The following is a 16,443-nucleotide window of genomic DNA, read 5'->3' on the forward strand; positions in this document are numbered from 1 at the left end:
CATTCTTAATAATCGCCGGTAGCCAATCGCTATTCGCCAAAAGCCAATTATGACTTCACAACAAATCCGCCAGCAATTTTTAGATTATTTCAAATCAAAAGGTCACCAAATCGTGCCTTCCGCACCGATCGTTCTGAAAGATGATCCCACACTGATGTTCTCTAACTCGGGAATGACACAGTTTAAGGATTATTTTCTGGGTTATAAAGTGCCAACAAGTTTAAGGATTGCGGACACCCAAAAATGTTTGCGGGTTTCCGGTAAACACAATGATTTGGATGATGTTGGTCGCGACACCTATCACCACACCATGTTTGAAATGTTGGGGAACTGGTCTTTTGGGGATTATTTTAAAAAAGAAGCAATTGAATTTGCATGGCAACTCTTGACCGAGGTTTATCAGATCCCAAAAGAAAACCTTTATGTGACGATATTTGAAGGTGATGCTTCCGAAAATCTGGTAAGAGATACCGACGCCTACAATTTCTGGAAATCCCATATTGCAGAAGACCGGATCATCAACGGAAACAAAAAAGACAATTTCTGGGAAATGGGCGAAAGCGGACCATGCGGACCATGTTCGGAGATTCATGTGGATTTAAGAAGTGATGAGGAAAAAGCCAAAATTTCCGGATTGGATTTGGTGAACAACGACCATCCGCAAGTAGTGGAAATCTGGAATCTGGTCTTCATGGAATTCAACAGAAAAGCGGACGGAAGTCTGGAAAAATTGCCAAAACAACATGTGGACACCGGTATGGGTTTCGAGCGTTTGTGTATGGCTTTGCAAGGAAAAAAATCAAACTACGATACCGATGTTTTCACGCCCCTGATTTCAAAAGTGGAACAACTTTCCGGAAAAAAATATGAAGGAATTTTAGAAAACGAAAAAGATATCGCCATTCGAGTCGTGGTAGATCATATTCGTGCGGTGGCTTTTGCAATTGCAGACGGCCAACTTCCGGCCAACGGAGGAGCGGGTTATGTAATTCGAAGAATTTTGAGGCGTGCGATTTCTTATTCCTATCGATTTTTAGGAATGAAAGAACCGTTTCTTTACCAACTTGTTGCTGTTTTGAAAAACGATATGGGTTCGTTTTTTCCGGAACTCGTCAAGCAAGAAAAACTTGTCACAGAAGTAATCAGGGAAGAAGAATCGTCATTCTTGAAAACCATTGAACACGGTTTGAAAAGAATCGACCTGATCATCAGCGAAACCATTGCGAAAGGAGAAAAAACACTTCCGGGAACTGAAGTGTTCGAACTCTATGACACCTATGGTTTCCCGGCGGATTTGTCCAGAATCATTGCCGAAGAAAAACAGCTGACCGTGGATGAAAAAGGTTTCGACGAAGAAATGGAAAAACAGAAACAGCGTTCCAAAAAATCTTCAGCACAGAAAGTTCACGATTGGGTGATTTTGGAAGAAAAGCCTGAGATTTTCGTGGGTTATGACCAAACTGAGGTGGAAACCTACATTACAAGATATAGAAAAATTGAAAATAAAGACGGCGAGTTTTACCAAATCGTTTTGTCGAAGACGCCATTTTATCCAGAAGGAGGTGGACAAATCGGCGACAAAGGAATCCTGATTCCGAGTTATGCCGAAGGTTTTGAGATTTCCAATCCAAGCGTTTTTGATATAACGGACTGTCGGGATATTATTGAAATTTTAGACACGAAAAAAGAAAACAACCTCATTATTTCTTTGGTCAAGGATCTTCCGAAAGATGCGGGAGCCGTTTTCTTTGCAATCGTGAATCATGCCGACCGAAAAAATACCCAGGCAAACCACTCTGTGACCCACTTGCTGCATGAAGCTTTGAGAGAAGTTTTGGGGACACATGTAGAGCAGAAAGGTTCGTTTGTGGGACCGGAGTATCTGCGTTTCGACTTCTCGCATTTCGCAAAAATGACCGAAGACGAGTTGAAACTCATTGAAGATAAGGTTAATGCGAAAATTCAACAGAATATCGCTTTGCAGGAATTCCGCGAAATCCCGATTGCGGAGGCCATGGAAAAAGGAGCGATGGCATTGTTTGGCGAAAAATATGGTGACAAAGTCCGAATGATTCAGTTCGGAAGTTCCCGAGAATTATGCGGCGGAACCCACGTGAAATCTACGGGAGAAATCGGTCATTTCAAGATTCAGAATGAAAGCTCAACTGCTGCCGGAATCCGAAGAATAGAGGCCATTTCCGGCGAACAGTCCTCCAAATATTTTGCGAATCTGGAAAATCAGCTGAAGGAGATTTCTTCCTTATTGAAATCGAAAGATTTGGTAAAAACCATAGAGAAATTGTTGGAAGAAAATTCCAACTTGAGATCAGAAGTGGAATCCTTAAAAGCCGAAAAAGCAAAATCCCAAACCGCAAACTGGAAAAATGAATTCACCGAAAGCGGCGACAAAAAACTGCTGGTGAAAAAAGTTTCGATGGATGCGGCAACTGTAAAAGACATCGTGTTCCAACTGAAAAAGGAAATCCCAAATTCCATTACCATCATCATTTCTGATGCTGACCAAAAGCCGATGATTACCGTGGGCGTTTCCGCTGACTTAGAATCGAAATACCACGCTGGAAATATTGTGAAAGAATTGGCCAAAGAAATCCAAGGTGGAGGCGGAGGAAATCCCGGGTTTGCAACTGCGGGCGGAAAGAATCTCGCCGGAATTGATGCGGCGGTGGAAAAAGCAGGCACCGTTTAGAATTCCCCGGATTCTTGAATGGCTTTAAACAAATTCAATTGGTGTTCTCATTAATTATTTGTTTTTTGAGAATTTCGGTTTAAACCAAAGAACTTGATCAAACAAAAATCCCGAATCGACCGACTCGGGATTTTTTGTTGAGTATCGGATGAAATCCATTATTTGCTTCCGCCTCTTGCAACCAATGCGATCAGTAAAATGACGACCAAAGCACCGATTACCCAAACCAGTGGATTGCTCATCCAATCACCGCTCATTGCGTTTCCGCCTTTGTTTACGTCCACGTCCACTTTCAGATCGGGTGCTTTTTCCTGTGCTTTTACAATAAGTGTTGCAAGATTGGCGATCAATGCCAAAACGAACAGCTGAATTTTTGAAGTTAAATTAGCGCGTGTCATAATAATATTTTTTTGGTGTTATATTCTTTGCAAATCTAAAATTATACCAAAAAAAATACTGATCAGAACATTCAAACGGTACTAAAATAAAAATTCCATTAAAAAATCATCCATCACAAAACCATTTCCAATATCGAAAACGCCATCGTCATACACCCTGAAACCTTGTGATTCATAGATTTTTTTTGCGGGGTTGGTCTTGTTGACATTCAGAATGATTCGTTTGTTCCCAAATTTTTTCACCTGATTTTTCACTAAATCAAGGGCTGCTTTTCCTATTCCTTTTCCACGCGTTTCCGCCAACAAGTAAATCCGGTGCAGTTTGGTGGTGTCTTTTTCATAGTTAAATTCAAAGCCGACAAATCCTGCAGCATTTTCGTCATCCCAAATGATGTAGTACGGAAAATCAGGATTTTTCAGGTGGCTCGTAATTTCTTCTGACGAATACATTTCGCCCAGCATATAATTGATTTGATCCTGGGTGAGAATCTCGGCATATGCGGAATTCCAGGATTTTTTCGCCAAATCACGAATCAGTTCGATGTCGTTTTCGGTTGCTTTTTTAAAAGTGATCATTTGTACTATTAAAGTTAAGATAGTTCAATCAAGGTAATCTCGGGCTCAATTCCGACTCGTCCCGGATAACCGATCACTCCGAAACCTCGGTTCACATAAAGGAATTTTCCTTCACTTTCATACAGATCTGCCCATTTTTTGTAGCGGTATTGCGCCGGACTCCAGCGGATGTTCTTCAGATCGATGCCGAACTGCATTCCGTGGGTGTGTCCGGATAGCGTAAGCTGCACATTGGAAGGATGCTTTTTCACCTTGGCGTCGAAATGCGATGGATCGTGGCTCATCAGGATTTTTGCGGCTTCTGCAGGAACTCCGATTGCTGCTTTGTCCAGATCACCATATTGCGGGAAGGGTTTTTCACCCCAGTTTTCAACACCTAAAATATAAAGTTTCTCACCATTTTTTTCGATGATGCGGTGTTCATTTCTTAGCATTTCAAAACCGGCCTTCTTTTGAAGTTCGATCAGATTTGGGATGTTTTGGGCTTTTTCCGCAGGTGAATTCCAATCTGCATAATCACCATAATCGTGGTTTCCGAGAATTGAAAATTTTCCGTCTTTTGATTTAATGGTCGAGAACAGCTGAACGAAAGGCTCAAACTCACTCGCGAAATTGTTCACCATATCTCCGGTAAAGAGAACCAAATCCGGATTTTGTTCGTTAATGAGATTCACTGCGTGCTGCAATTTTTCGGGATGAAAAAAACTTCCGGCGTGAACATCAGAGATTTGAACGATTTTGTAGCCTTTAAAACTATTGGGCAATCCTGTGATTTTCAGCTTTACTTTCCTCACCCAATGCCTGTATTTACCAAAGATAATTCCATCTACTATCAAAGTGGAAAAAATTCCCGCAATTCCCAATCCGAGCAGACTGATAAACCTTCGTCGCTCAGGGAAATAGGGATCCGGTTTCGCATAGAATGTAAAGAGATATCTGTAAAACCTGCCAATATCTTCCAAAATCAGGAAGAAGACAATGAAGAGTTTTGGAATTAGAAAAATCAAAAATATCGACGCGATGGTCTGAATTCTGTGATGATCCCTTTCACTGCGCGAAAATCCCAAAAGTTCATAGATGAAAAATCCATAGACCAGAATGGTGACTAGCCAATAAGCAAGCCTTAACCATTGGTTTGTAGCAACGGTTTTGAACGCTTGGTACACGTAAAATTCGAGAACAAAAATAATTCCCGTGAAGATGAGAATGTTTTTCTGCATTTTTTAAAAAGAAAATCCTTCTGCTGGAAGGACTTTTTGGTATTTACGGAAAACGGTAAACTATAGCGTTGATGTTCATTCCGGCGCCCACGGAAGCGAAAACGATATTTCCTTTTTCCTTGAATTTCTGACCTTTCATTTCGCCTTTGATGATGAGGTCAAACATGGTGGGAATCGTAGCAACTGATGAATTCCCGAATTGCTGAATGGTCATCGGAGCGATATCGTGGCTGTAATCGGTCTTTCCATATAGTTTGTGAAGTCTGGAAATCATGGCGTAATCCATTTTTGCATTGGCTTGATGGATCAGAATTTTGTCGATATCATCAATGGTCAAACCTGCTTGGTCAATTGTTTCCTTAATGGCGATGGGAACATTTTTTAAAGCATATTCGTAGATTTTTCTGCCACTCATTCTGATATAGAGGGTTTTTTGTTCCACATCTTGATTCAGCGAAGGCGAGTTTTCCAGGTAGTTTAGTTCCATGCCATTGTCACAAATTGTGGAATCAGCGATGATACCTACGTTTTCTTCATCGGTCGCTTTTACCACTACTGCGCCGGCTCCGTCAGCAAAAATCATTTTGTTTCTGTCAAAAGGATCGGTCACTCTACTTAAAGTCTCGGAACCCACCACCAAAATTAGTTTTGCTTTTTTGGCTTTAATTAAAGTGTCTGCCAAAATCATCGCTTCTACCCAACCCGGACAACCGAAAATCATGTCGTAATTGATGCATTTTCTGTTTTTGATCCCGAGTTTGTTTTTAACTCTTGCAGACATGGAGGGCATGAAATTGGTCATCCCATTTTGGTCAACTTCTCCAAAATTACTGGCGTAAATAATATAGTCTAATTCTTCCTGGTCAATTTCCGCATCGTAGATGGCTTCTTTTGCGGCATGATAACCGAGGTCCGAATTGAATTCGTCGTCTTCCAGATATCTTCTTTCTTCGATTTCTGTGATTTCTACGAATTTCTGGAAGATTTCCTCGTTTGGTTTATTGATTCTGTCACCTTCATCGGTGAAAAAAACCGAATCCATGAAGTGTTCTTTACCGATGACTTTGGAGGGAATGTAACTTCCTGATCCTATAATAATTGTATTGGGCATATATTTCTGGAAAATTTAGGCAAAGTTAAGAAATAATCCAAAAATATAGGAAAGGAAATTAATTTTGAAATTAACTGCTTTTGCTACAGCTGAGGGAGGCTTTATACAAATAGATGTTTAGATTAATCGTATTTCCTTTAAATCATCTATCAATAAATCATTCCCGACAAAAAAAATAATCCCTAAATTTGCAAAGTTTTTTACGCCAATCATTATGAAATTAAGTCCGTCCGCCAAAGGTTTGCTCATTTCGGTTTTTGCTGTCATTGGGGCTTTTGGGATCTATTTTGTCTTTCTGGCTAAGAGAAATTATTATTTGGTTGATAACCCCTCACAAAACACTTATTTCTTTAAGATCAATAACGGTGCGGAAAAGATTATTTCATCCGGTCAAAATTTCAGGGTAGATTTGAATAAGGGAAAAAATAAGATTGAGGTCTATGACGATCAAAGGAAACTTTTGTACGATTCTTCCTTTACCGTGAAGAAAGACCGCGGTTTGCTGAATATTTCGCATCAGGATTATTACATCAACGAGCAGTTTTACGGATATGGACTGAATAAAGATTCGCTGATCGCTGCAAGAGGAGCCACCGAAATCGACGGAAAAAATTACCTGAACAAACCGATCCGTTTCAATAAATTATACACCGATGATTTTTACTATAATTTGGACGAAAACTATGACCAGGTGGTGAAAAACATCCAAAAAGTGGAATCCAGAACAAAGATTTTCAGAAAAGAGGATTTCCTGAACTATTACAAAGAATATTACAAATTTTAAATTAAAGATTGTGAGCCAAGTTACGCCATACAATACAGAAGCCGGGAAAAAGAAGGAAGTTGAAGATATGTTTGACAATATCGCCCCGAAATACGATTTGCTGAACCACGTGCTTTCTATGAAGATTGATGTGCTTTGGCGAAACACTTTGGTGAAGTGGATGAACAAAGATCACCCAAAATTGGTGCTGGATGTGGCGACCGGAACCGGTGATCTGGCAATAGCCGTGCAGAAAGGAACCGGTGCGAAAGTGGTTGGTTTAGACCTTTCGCAACAAATGTTGAATGTAGGTGTCGATAAAATAAAAAAACTTAAATTAGATGCCGAAATTTCTATGGAAAAAGGTGATGCCGAAAACCTTCCGTTTGAAAACAATAAATTTGATGCGGTTTCCGTTGCTTTTGGAGTGAGAAATTTTGAGGATCTGGAGAAAGGTTTATCGGAGCTCAGAAGGGTAGTGAAGGAAAATGCAAGCGTTTACATCCTTGAATTTTCTAAAGTGGAAGGATTTTTGGCCCCTTTCTATATGTTTTATTTTAAAAATATTCTGCCTCAAATCGGGAAATTGGTTTCCAAAGATAACAGAGCTTATACTTATCTTCCGGATTCCGTCAACGCATTTCCGTTTGGCGAGAAAATGAAAAATATACTGTTGAAGACAGGATTCCAGAAAGTAGAATACAAAAAACTAAGTCTGGGAATTGCAACTATTTACAAGGCAACCAAATAATATGTGGAATAATACACTGAACATCAAGGTACTCGCAGCAATTTTCATCTCGGGACTTTTCAATGCACAGCTTTTCAGAACCAAAGACAGACAAGACCGTCTGGAAGGATTTGATAACCAAAAATTCAGCTACGGTTTTTATCTTGCAGCAAATAATTTTGACTACAGACTGGTTCTGCATCCAATGTTTGGGATGGATGGGCAGAGAAATCTTGTCCAGACCAAATCATCCTACAGTTTTGGAGCCGGATTAATCGGAAAAATGCGTCTCGACGACAATTTTGATTTAAGGCTGGAACCGGGACTTCAGTTCATGTCCAGAGAAATCATCTTTAATACCCAATCAAACGACCAATATGCGGGTGGAACCGCTGCCAATGCGCCATTCACACCCAGAGCATTAACCGAAGCAGACAAGTTGCGAACAGTGAAATCCACCTATGTGGATGTACCATTGCTACTTGAAGTCCATGGCGACAGATGGTACAATTCAAGACCTTACGCCGCTGCCGGTGTCAACTGGATGATGAATTTGCAATCCAACAGCAAATCGGCAGACGACAATGCCAACGGAATTTTCCGCACCACGACCAGTAATTTTGCCTGGACTGCAGAAATTGGAATTCAGTTCTATTTCAGCAGATTCAAACTGACTCCGGGTTTCCGTGGAACTTTCATGATCAATGACGAAATGGTGGCAGATAATGCTGAAACGCCTCCATATTGGACTTCGGCAATTTCTACCGCAAAAACCAGAGCTTTTATGTTTGTGCTGAAATTCGAATAAAATATATTTAAATATTTCATGAAGAGAAGGTTGATCACGCCTTCTCTTTTTTTATGCAAATAAATCTTCAAGAAATCCGCAATTCAATTTAAATTTTTATATTTTTGTACAATAGTTAGAATAACAACACCTGAAAATGCTTCGAGACTTAGAGAATAATTTTTCGCTTTTGGAGAAAAAGGTTCTGAACTTCAGAAAAGATTATCAGAGCTTAAGCGAAAAATATTTGGAACTAAGTCGAGAACACGAAGAACTGAAGGCGAAATATGACGAGGAAAGAAGAAAAAGTCAGGTATTAGCAGAAGAACAAAAAAATATAAAGCTTTACTCAGCAATATCTGGAAATCCAGACCACAACCGGCTGATGAAAACGCACATCAACCGACTGATCAAAGAAGTGGATCACTGTATTGCAGAACTTCAAAACAACGGATTGTAATGGAAGTGAGAAGAATTACCATCACCATTGCCGGAAGGAATTATCCGCTAAATGTGCCCGCCGCAGAAGAAGAAACACTTCGAAAAGTAGGGAAACAGATTGAAGCCATGATTAAAGATTTTGAACAAAATTTTGACGTGAGAGACAAACAGGATGCTTTAGCGATGTGTGCCCTGAAAATGGGAACCAATGCAGAAGTATCGCAAATCACGAACGAAAAGAATATTAATGCCTCCAATGAAAGGTTGATGCAGATCAACCGGATTTTGGAAGCGCTGGAAAAGTAGATTTTTCTTTTCCGGGAAATGACTGCCTACAATAGTTCTAACACATTAAAGGTAAACTCAACGCTAAACAATTACCGGACGAAAGTTCATTTGATGGCGCGCCGACTTGCTCGGATTACAGAAAATGAAAATCAGTTCAAATCGTGTAGATTAGGAGTTTACTCTAATCCGGAATTATTGTGGGCTTTTTTTATGAACTAGAACAAAAATAAACATAGATATACATGGACTTAATAACAATTATCATCGGCATGGTTTGTCTGGGAATCGGTGCAGTTTTAGGATTTGTCTTTTCCAAAAGCTCACTGAATTCAAAGGCAAAATTCATCATTAATGATGCCAAGAAAAACGCCGAAAACCTTATAGAAAAAGCCACGGTGCAAGCAGAAGCCGTGAAGAAGGAAAAACATCTGCAGGCCAAGGAAAAATTCCTGGAACTCAAGTCGCAGCACGATGCCGATATTCAGCAGAGAGAAAAGAAAATGCAGGAAGCCGAGAAACGCATCAAAGACAAAGAGCACAAACTCAATGACGAATTGAGCAAAACCGGAAAACTGGAAAAAGATTTGGACAGGCAAATCGCAGACTACGGCAAAAAGCACGAAATCCTGGAAAGAAAACAACAGGAACTGGATACAATCACTGCCCAGAAAGTGGAAATTCTTGAAAAGATTTCTGGTTATTCCGCCGAAGATGCCAAGAGAGAACTGGTGGAAGCCATGAAAGCCGAAGCGAAAACAAAAGCGCAAGCTCACGTGCAAAGCATCATGGAAGAAGCCAACCTCAATGCAAAACAAGAAGCCAAAAAAATCGTCATCCAAACCATTCAAAGAATCGGAACAGAGCAGGCAATTGAAAACTCGGTTTCTGTGTTCAATATTGAATCAGATGAAGTGAAAGGAAGAATCATCGGTAGAGAAGGTAGAAATATCCGTGCTTTGGAAGCGGCAACCGGTGTTGAAATCATCGTGGATGATACTCCGGAAGCGATCCTGCTTTCCTGCTTCGATCCGGTCAGAAGAGAAATCGCCAGATTATCGCTGCACCGTTTGGTGACCGACGGAAGAATTCACCCTGCAAGAATCGAGGAAGTGGTTGAAAAAACCAGAAAACATATCGAGGAAGAAATCATCGAAGTTGGTAAAAGAACCATCATCGATTTGGGAATCCACGGACTTCATCCGGAATTGGTGAAAATCGTGGGACGAATGAAATACCGTTCCTCTTATGGACAAAACCTTTTGCAGCACTCCAGAGAAGTTGCAAATATCGCAGCTACGATGGCCGCAGAACTGGGACTCAACGTGAAATTGGCGAAAAGAGCCGGTTTGCTGCACGATATCGGAAAAGTTCCGGAACAGGAATCTGAACTTCCGCACGCGCTTCTAGGAATGCAGTGGGCAGAAAAATTCGGAGAAAATCCAGAAGTGGTCAACGCAATTGGAGCACACCATGACGAGGTTGAAATGACTTCGCTACTTTCGCCGATCATCCAAGTTGCCGACGGAATTTCCGGAGCAAGACCAGGTGCTAGAAGACAGGTTTTGGAATCTTATATCCAAAGATTGAAAGATTTGGAAGCTGCCGCATTGAGTTTTGACGGGGTTTCCAGTGCTTATGCAATCCAGGCGGGTCGTGAGCTCCGTGTAATGGTGGAAAGCGGAAAGGTGAACGATGAGCAGAGTGCACAGCTTTCTTATGATATTTCAGAAAAAATCCAAAATGAACTCACTTATCCGGGGCAGGTCAGAATCACCGTGATTCGCGAAACCAGAGCAGTGAATATCGCAAGGTAACAATCCTTTCGGAAAAAAATCTTTTTAAAAAGTCCCTTCAGCAAATGAAGGGACTTTTTGTTTAAGCCTTAAATCCTTTCCAACTCATCCCCCGAAATCTGGGTTTTAAACGTTCCGTAATTCACGGTCACCTTTTGGTTTTTGTCGATTTTCTCAATGGTTCCCACAGAAGTGGAACCCGAAATTCTCACACGCTGCCCAACTTTCAGCCAGACTGCGCGCTCTTTCTTTTTTCGGTCTTCTAATTTCTCATGGGTTTCCGCGATTTTTTCCTGAACGTTTTCCTTCTTGAGTTGCTGCGTGATTTTCCTTTTGATGACCTGGAGTTTTTTGGACTCATCTTTGTCTGAGCCGAGTTTTCGGAATTTTTCCTGTTCCAGAATTTTCACGAAATCCCTCACCACATCTTTCCTGGATTTTCCTTTCACATAAGAATCGATGAAACCCTCAATCTTATTTCCGAACTGCAATTTCCGGTGTTCGTCTTCGTAAAGTTTTTGAAAATTGAAAAGTTTTTGCTGAAGCTGTTCATTGAGTTTTTCCAGATTTTCACGCTTGTTTTGGGTAGATTCTTTCTGTTCGGTCAAATTGGATTTCAGTTTTTCGACCTCAAATTTTTCCTGCTGCAATTTCACGATGGTCTTGTCAAGATTCACGATGTCGTGTTCCACCTTTTTCTTTGCAGAATTAATGATGAATTTTGGAATTTTGTTTTTCTCTGCCACTTCGAAGGTGAAGGAGCTTCCGGCTTGTCCGACTTCCAGTTTGTAAAGTGGTTCCAAAGAATTTTCGTCGAAAAGCATCGCTGCATTTTGCGCGTTGGGAAGTTGCTCGATCACCAGTTTAATATTGGTGTAATGCGTGGTGATGATGGCGAAAGATTTCTTATCATAAAAGAATTCCAGAAAACTCTCCGCCAAAGCACCTCCCAATTCCGGATCAGAACCGGTCCCGAATTCGTCGATCAACAAAAGGGTATCGGAATTGGCTTCTCGGATGATCTTCGACATCTTTTTTAATCGGGAAGAATACGTGGAAAGATGGTTTTCAATCGACTGATTGTCCCCGATATCGGTCATTAATTTCTTAAAGAAAAACATTTCCGATTTTGGGTGAACCGGAACCAATATTCCGCTCTGAATCATCAGTTGAAGCAACCCGACCGTTTTCAAAGTGATGGATTTTCCACCGGCATTGGGTCCGGAAATACAGATGATTCGGTTATGTTCCGTTAAAGTCAAAGTTTGCGGAAAAATCTGTTTCTTCGCTTCCCGGTTGCTGATGAGCAAAAGTGGATGGAATGCATTGACAAGGCGCAAAGTCTTATGCCGGTTGATCTTAGGTAAAACGCCGCCGATTTTTTCAGCGAATTTTGCTTTGGCTCTGGTCAAATCCAAATCGAAAATATAGCTTTGATAATCTGAAAGGTCTGGCTGAAATTCGGAGATTTCTGCTGTGAGTTTCCTTAAGATTTTATCGACTTCTTTTTTTTCTTCCTCCAGATTTTCACGAAGTTTAAACTGGTGTTTTACTACGGATTCGGGTTGAATATAGGTAATTGACCCTGTCTTTGAAACCCCCAAAACTCTTCCGGAAACTCTTTTTTTGTATCCCGATTTCACCGCCAAAACCCTTTGGTCATCAATGATGCTTTCCTTGATGTCGTCTAAAAAATCGGTTGTTGAGAACGAGCTTAAAGTCCGGTTAAAGTTTTCCTGAATGGCTTTTCTGGCGTGCTGGATTTCGGTTCGAAGCGTTTTCAGGAGTTGGGAAGCTTCGCTTTTCACTTCACCGAAACGATTGAAAACCTTGTCTATTTTGTCGATGATTTCCTTTCTAAATTCTAATTCTTTGACATCATTATTAAGGTTCAGGAATAATTCTTCGAATGGCGGGAAGAATTTTTGAAGTTTTCCGATTTGCTCAGTCAAACTTTTTATTTTGATAAAGGCTGAATTCTCTAACCGGAAATTTTCGATCATCATCAGTTTTAGTTCCTGCTCAATATCTTCATATTCATGAAATGGAATGGCGTTTTCGCTTTCAAAACTCGATAGAAACTCCGCCACTTTTTTTAGGGAAAGTTCGGCTTCTTCGATCTTCATCGGGCTGATTGCCAGGATTTTCTCCGCAATTTTGGGTGAAAATGCAAATGGAGCTATTTCCGACAAAAGTTCGGGAAATTCTAATTCGTCTAAATCTTCTTGTTGTATATGCACTTTGCAAAAATAATCAATTTGTTGATGTGATGATATGATGATGTGGTGATGTGGTGATGTGGTGATGTGATGATGTGATGATGTGATGATGTGATGATGTGATGTTGATCCAAACTGTTCATGTAGAAGAAGGTTGGAAATGATAATTCTGGAAATGTCTTATTTTTGTGGAAATCATTCCCCGCTTCCCATTTATGAATTGGTCCGAAATTTTAGCACCTGTAAGAAACTCCGATTATTTTAAAGACCTTTGGCAAAAAGTAAGGGCTGAATATGCTTCCGGAAAATGTTTCCCGCCGGAAAACCAAATTTTCCGTGCTTTGGAACTGACTCCGTTTGATGAGGTGAAAGTGGTGATCATTGGGCAGGATCCTTACCATAATGATTTTCAAGCGAATGGGCTTTGTTTTTCTGTTTCTGAAGAAGTTTCTGCGCCTCCTTCTTTAAAAAATATTTTCACCGAACTGAAAAACGATTTAGGGATTGTGCGGACTAAAACCGAACTCGACGACTGGGCGAAACAAGGCGTATTGCTTTTGAATACTACATTGTCGGTGAAAGCACATGTTCCAAATTCGCATAAAGATCTTGGTTGGGGAAAATTTACAGATTTTGTAATCCGCGAAATTTCGGATAAGAAAGAAAATGTGGTGTTCGTTTTGTGGGGCGCTTTTGCACAAAAAAAGGAGGAACTCATCGATTCCTCTAAGCATTTTATTATTAAATCGGCTCACCCTTCACCTTTTTCGGTTTATCGAGGATTTTACGGCAGCAAGCCATTTTCTAAAATCAATGACTATTTAGCATCAAAAAAATTGGGGGTTATTTTGTGGTAACTCCGTCGCCGTTTGAGCTTTTAGAGAATTTTAACCCGATTTTATAATTCCCTTGTCGTGCTTTAAATCCTTTTTCCGCAGTAGTTTGAGGATAAACTTCAACCAGGGAAATACTGTAACCATTGAAATTTCCTGTGGTTGTGGTTCCTCTTCTGGCGTCATTTGTGGTGCTCAGTTGAAAAGTCATCGGACGGGTATAAGTTCCCATCAGTTCAATTTCGGCAGTAGCGTTTCCGGCCCAAATGCAATCTACACCTTGCGGACAACGGCTGTCTTCAAGCATTTTCTTGAAGGTGACATTCATTTCATATTCTTTCAAAAATCGATTTTCACCTTCTTTTAGATAGATGACGCCACCTTTGTCGGATTTTGCAGAACGCAGAGCGGCCTCTTTTTTTGCCTGATCCAATGCTTCTTTGTCGGGTGGTAATCCTGGTGCCATTTCCGGTTCACCTTTTTTGGGGGATGATGTTTGGTCCTGCATGGTGGTATTTATTGAAGGATTGACTTTGTCATTTGTTGCATTTGCGCTGGTCGTGGAATGTTCTGCCACTGTGGAAGTGGTAGTAGCGTTCACAGACGTTTCTTTGCTGGTGTTTTCGTTCTTTGCGTCAGGATTTGCACAGGTCGCCAATGTGAGCAATCCAAATGCGGTAATTATGATTGGTTGATACATCATTTTTATTTTTAAAAGAGGTCAATTATTACCACCAAAAACATTGCCAAAGCAACGATGAAATTAAATCCGGTTCCATATATAAAGCCTATCAGGGCGCCTTTTGTGGAATTCCATGCTTTTTTTTTGTCATGTGCATCGTGCAATAATTCCCCGATAAAAACACCCAAAAACATCCCAATCAAGAATCCAAACGGAATTGGAATGAAGTACATCCCTGCAAAAGTTCCGACTACTGAACCCACGCTTCCCCATCGGGTTCCACCGTATCTGCGGTTCGTTCGCGCGGGAATTACATAATTCAGAACGACGGATATTCCGGTTAATACCACGAAGATCCAGATATAAATCATTGAAAGTGGAGCATCTGTCCCAAATTTATAGATCAACAATCCACATAAACTTAGGAGGAGTCCTGGCAAAACTGGAATAATGGTTCCTACAATCCCCAATATCATTAAGATCAGCACCACAAGGTAAATTAAACTGTTCTCCATTTCTTTTTTTTGTTAAAAATAATTATTAATCAGCGAATAACAAACAGTTTTCTTAATTTTGTACTGATGAACTCCGAACTGAAAGACACTAAAGATTTTCTGCAGACCATTAGCGATTCCATTCATTATTGGGTAAGAGGCAACTTACCCGACAGTTGGGTTCTCTTTTGGCAAATCGTGCTGAAACTTTTATTTCTTTTTCTGGTTATTTTTCTGGTCGGTTTCTTAGTGAAAATGTTGGTGAATGGGATTTTCCGGGTGTTTTTTTTTAAAGATAAATATCCCGTTCTAAAATCCATTTACCAATCGCGGATTACCAATTCTTTCGCCAATCTGATGGCGCTTCTGTTTGGGAGCTATGCGCTGTTTTCCATTTTTTACCGGCATCCTAAAAGTTTCACACTTTTGGAAAGGATGATCGGACTGATCATCGTATTTGTAGTTGCGGGAATGCTTTATCGCGGATTGGCGGCATTTCGAAACTATTACATCATCATGAAGAACCACTATAGAATCATTGCGCTGAATGCGGTTTCGCAGACTGTGCGGATTTTTGGGATTTTTATTTCCGCGGTGGTGGCTATTTGTGTGATATTCGGAATCAGCGGTTCTGCTATTGTGGGAAGTTTGGGTGCGATCACTGCCGTTTTGGTGTTGATTTTTCGGGATATGATTTTGGGATTTGTAACCGGACTTCACGTGGCAACTTCTAAGAATTTGAAAGTCGGTGACTGGATTGGGATTCCGAAGTATAATCTGGAAGGAAATATCATAGACCTCAATCTCTTGACTACCAAGATTCAGAATTTCGACAAGACCCTCTCCACGATTCCTACTTACGATCTTTTGACCACAGAAGTCAAGAATCTACAGGTAATGACGGAAAGCAATACCAGAAGAATCAAGCGTTCCATTATTTTTAATATCAATTCTTTTAAATTTCTGGACGGCGAAAATCTAGATAAACTCGCAAAAATCAATTTGATCAGCGATTATATTGAAACCAAAAGAGATGAAGTGATCAAAAACAGATCCTCAATTCCAAACCCTGAACTTTTGATCAATGGGCGGCAACTGACCAATATCGGAGTTTTCCGTGAATATGTCTTTAATTATTTGAAAAACAATGAATTCATCGAACAGCAGGGAACCATCATCGTGAGACAGCTGGAGAATACGCCGCAAGGTATGCCGCTCGAAATTTACTGTTTCACCAACAGTTCGGTTTGGGCGAATTATGAGGATATTCTCGCGGATATTTTTGACCATCTTTTGGTGGCCTCCAAAGAATTCGATCTGCAGGTGATGCAGGTGAATCGTGCGTAAAAAATGCCTTAAAAAATGAAATTGCCTCGCGTGAATTTTTTCGAGTAAATTAAC

The 16,443-nt window shown here is 40.5% G+C and carries 16 protein-coding genes; 9 read left to right on the forward strand and 7 right to left on the reverse strand.

Features of this window, described 5'->3' with window-relative positions:
* Positions 1–49: 49 nt before the first annotated feature.
* On the forward strand, positions 50–2,707 hold the full coding sequence (gene alaS, locus ACM44_RS01335; protein ID WP_048498320.1) for an alanine--tRNA ligase: 2,658 nt from the start codon (positions 50–52) through the stop codon (positions 2,705–2,707).
* 158 nt (positions 2,708–2,865) lie between these two features.
* On the opposite strand, the gene ACM44_RS01340 is transcribed toward alaS, so the two are convergent.
* The 4 genes from ACM44_RS01340 to ACM44_RS01355 all read right to left on the reverse strand — a co-directional run bounded on the left by ACM44_RS01340 (position 2,866) and on the right by ACM44_RS01355 (position 6,012).
* Entirely contained in the window at positions 2,866–3,105 is a 240-nt protein-coding gene (locus ACM44_RS01340) for a hypothetical protein (RefSeq protein WP_048498321.1), read from the reverse strand.
* Positions 3,106–3,186: 81 nt separating this feature from the next.
* A complete protein-coding gene (locus ACM44_RS01345; RefSeq protein ID WP_048498322.1) occupies positions 3,187–3,681 on the reverse strand; it encodes a GNAT family N-acetyltransferase in 495 nt (164 codons plus the stop codon).
* Positions 3,682–3,695: 14 nt separating this feature from the next.
* Complete coding sequence (locus tag ACM44_RS01350) at positions 3,696–4,901, reverse strand: metallophosphoesterase (protein WP_048498323.1); 1,206 nt, start codon at positions 4,899–4,901, stop codon at positions 3,696–3,698.
* 43 nt (positions 4,902–4,944) lie between these two features.
* Positions 4,945–6,012, reverse strand: a complete 1,068-nt coding sequence (locus ACM44_RS01355) for a 3-oxoacyl-ACP synthase III family protein (RefSeq protein WP_048498324.1) — start codon at positions 6,010–6,012, stop codon at positions 4,945–4,947.
* Positions 6,013–6,226: 214 nt separating this feature from the next.
* On the opposite strand from ACM44_RS01355, the gene ACM44_RS01360 reads away from it, so the two are divergent.
* The 6 genes from ACM44_RS01360 (at position 6,227) to rny (ending at position 10,835) form a co-directional block, all read left to right on the forward strand.
* Positions 6,227–6,796 carry a hypothetical protein gene (locus ACM44_RS01360; RefSeq protein WP_048498325.1) on the forward strand — a complete coding sequence of 190 codons (570 nt, stop codon included), beginning with the start codon at positions 6,227–6,229 and terminating at the stop codon, positions 6,794–6,796.
* A 10-nt stretch (positions 6,797–6,806) separates the two neighbouring features.
* Positions 6,807–7,526, forward strand: coding sequence for a bifunctional demethylmenaquinone methyltransferase/2-methoxy-6-polyprenyl-1,4-benzoquinol methylase UbiE (gene ubiE / locus ACM44_RS01365; RefSeq protein ID WP_407637840.1), 720 nt, complete (start codon positions 6,807–6,809; stop codon positions 7,524–7,526).
* A gap of 1 nt (position 7,527) precedes the next feature.
* The gene (porT, locus tag ACM44_RS01370) at positions 7,528–8,313 is read left to right on the forward strand and encodes a type IX secretion/gliding motility protein PorT/SprT (RefSeq protein ID WP_048498327.1); all 786 of its coding nucleotides are present in this window, start codon (positions 7,528–7,530) and stop codon (positions 8,311–8,313) included.
* 136 nt (positions 8,314–8,449) lie between these two features.
* On the forward strand, positions 8,450–8,752 hold the full coding sequence (locus ACM44_RS01375; protein WP_048498328.1) for a hypothetical protein: 303 nt from the start codon (positions 8,450–8,452) through the stop codon (positions 8,750–8,752).
* Entirely contained in the window at positions 8,752–9,039 is a 288-nt protein-coding gene (locus tag ACM44_RS01380) for a cell division protein ZapA (protein WP_048498329.1), read from the forward strand. Before ACM44_RS01375 ends, ACM44_RS01380 begins: the two co-directional genes overlap by 1 nt.
* A 224-nt stretch (positions 9,040–9,263) precedes the next feature.
* Positions 9,264–10,835, forward strand: a complete 1,572-nt coding sequence (gene rny / locus ACM44_RS01385) for a ribonuclease Y (protein ID WP_048498330.1) — start codon at positions 9,264–9,266, stop codon at positions 10,833–10,835.
* 68 nt (positions 10,836–10,903) lie between these two features.
* On the opposite strand, the gene ACM44_RS01390 is transcribed toward rny, so the two are convergent.
* Entirely contained in the window at positions 10,904–13,054 is a 2,151-nt protein-coding gene (locus ACM44_RS01390) for an endonuclease MutS2 (protein WP_048498331.1), read from the reverse strand.
* A 194-nt stretch (positions 13,055–13,248) separates the two neighbouring features.
* Here ACM44_RS01390 and ACM44_RS01395 point away from each other — a divergent pair, with 194 nt between their 5' ends.
* Positions 13,249–13,890 carry a uracil-DNA glycosylase gene (locus ACM44_RS01395; RefSeq protein WP_048498332.1) on the forward strand — a complete coding sequence of 214 codons (642 nt, stop codon included), beginning with the start codon at positions 13,249–13,251 and terminating at the stop codon, positions 13,888–13,890.
* On the opposite strand, the gene ACM44_RS14820 is transcribed toward ACM44_RS01395, so the two are convergent.
* Both ACM44_RS14820 and ACM44_RS01405 read right to left on the reverse strand, forming a co-directional pair.
* On the reverse strand, positions 13,877–14,569 hold the full coding sequence (locus ACM44_RS14820; protein ID WP_053215422.1) for a hypothetical protein: 693 nt from the start codon (positions 14,567–14,569) through the stop codon (positions 13,877–13,879). The two genes, ACM44_RS01395 and ACM44_RS14820, sit on opposite strands and share 14 nt — an antisense overlap.
* A gap of 8 nt (positions 14,570–14,577) precedes the next feature.
* Positions 14,578–15,063 (reverse strand): DUF456 domain-containing protein, encoded by a 486-nt coding sequence (locus ACM44_RS01405; RefSeq protein WP_048498333.1) that lies wholly within the window; start codon positions 15,061–15,063, stop codon positions 14,578–14,580.
* Positions 15,064–15,129: 66 nt separating this feature from the next.
* Between ACM44_RS01405 and ACM44_RS01410 the strand changes: the two genes are divergently transcribed.
* Positions 15,130–16,389, forward strand: a complete 1,260-nt coding sequence (locus ACM44_RS01410; RefSeq protein ID WP_048498334.1) for a mechanosensitive ion channel family protein — start codon at positions 15,130–15,132, stop codon at positions 16,387–16,389.
* The last annotated feature ends 54 nt before the right edge of the window (positions 16,390–16,443 follow it).

It is taken from the genome of Chryseobacterium koreense CCUG 49689 (genome assembly GCF_001045435.1).
Lineage (GTDB): Bacteria > Bacteroidota > Bacteroidia > Flavobacteriales > Weeksellaceae > Kaistella > Kaistella koreensis.

Bases quoted from the DNA above. Each gene is read 5' to 3' on its own strand.
- alaS (WP_048498320.1), top strand. From the start codon at position 50: ATGACTTCACAACAAATCCGCCAGCAATTTTTAGATTATTTCAAATCA.
- ACM44_RS01340 (WP_048498321.1), bottom strand. From the start codon at position 3,105: ATGACACGCGCTAATTTAACTTCAAAAATTCAGCTGTTCGTTTTGGCA.
- ACM44_RS01345 (WP_048498322.1), bottom strand. From the start codon at position 3,681: ATGATCACTTTTAAAAAAGCAACCGAAAACGACATCGAACTGATTCGT.
- ACM44_RS01350 (WP_048498323.1), bottom strand. From the start codon at position 4,901: ATGCAGAAAAACATTCTCATCTTCACGGGAATTATTTTTGTTCTCGAA.
- ACM44_RS01355 (WP_048498324.1), bottom strand. From the start codon at position 6,012: ATGCCCAATACAATTATTATAGGATCAGGAAGTTACATTCCCTCCAAA.
- ACM44_RS01360 (WP_048498325.1), top strand. From the start codon at position 6,227: ATGAAATTAAGTCCGTCCGCCAAAGGTTTGCTCATTTCGGTTTTTGCT.
- porT (WP_048498327.1), top strand. From the start codon at position 7,528: ATGTGGAATAATACACTGAACATCAAGGTACTCGCAGCAATTTTCATC.
- ACM44_RS01375 (WP_048498328.1), top strand. From the start codon at position 8,450: ATGCTTCGAGACTTAGAGAATAATTTTTCGCTTTTGGAGAAAAAGGTT.
- ACM44_RS01380 (WP_048498329.1), top strand. From the start codon at position 8,752: ATGGAAGTGAGAAGAATTACCATCACCATTGCCGGAAGGAATTATCCG.
- rny (WP_048498330.1), top strand. From the start codon at position 9,264: ATGGACTTAATAACAATTATCATCGGCATGGTTTGTCTGGGAATCGGT.
- ACM44_RS01395 (WP_048498332.1), top strand. From the start codon at position 13,249: ATGAATTGGTCCGAAATTTTAGCACCTGTAAGAAACTCCGATTATTTT.
- ACM44_RS14820 (WP_053215422.1), bottom strand. From the start codon at position 14,569: ATGATGTATCAACCAATCATAATTACCGCATTTGGATTGCTCACATTG.
- ACM44_RS01405 (WP_048498333.1), bottom strand. From the start codon at position 15,063: ATGGAGAACAGTTTAATTTACCTTGTGGTGCTGATCTTAATGATATTG.
- ACM44_RS01410 (WP_048498334.1), top strand. From the start codon at position 15,130: ATGAACTCCGAACTGAAAGACACTAAAGATTTTCTGCAGACCATTAGC.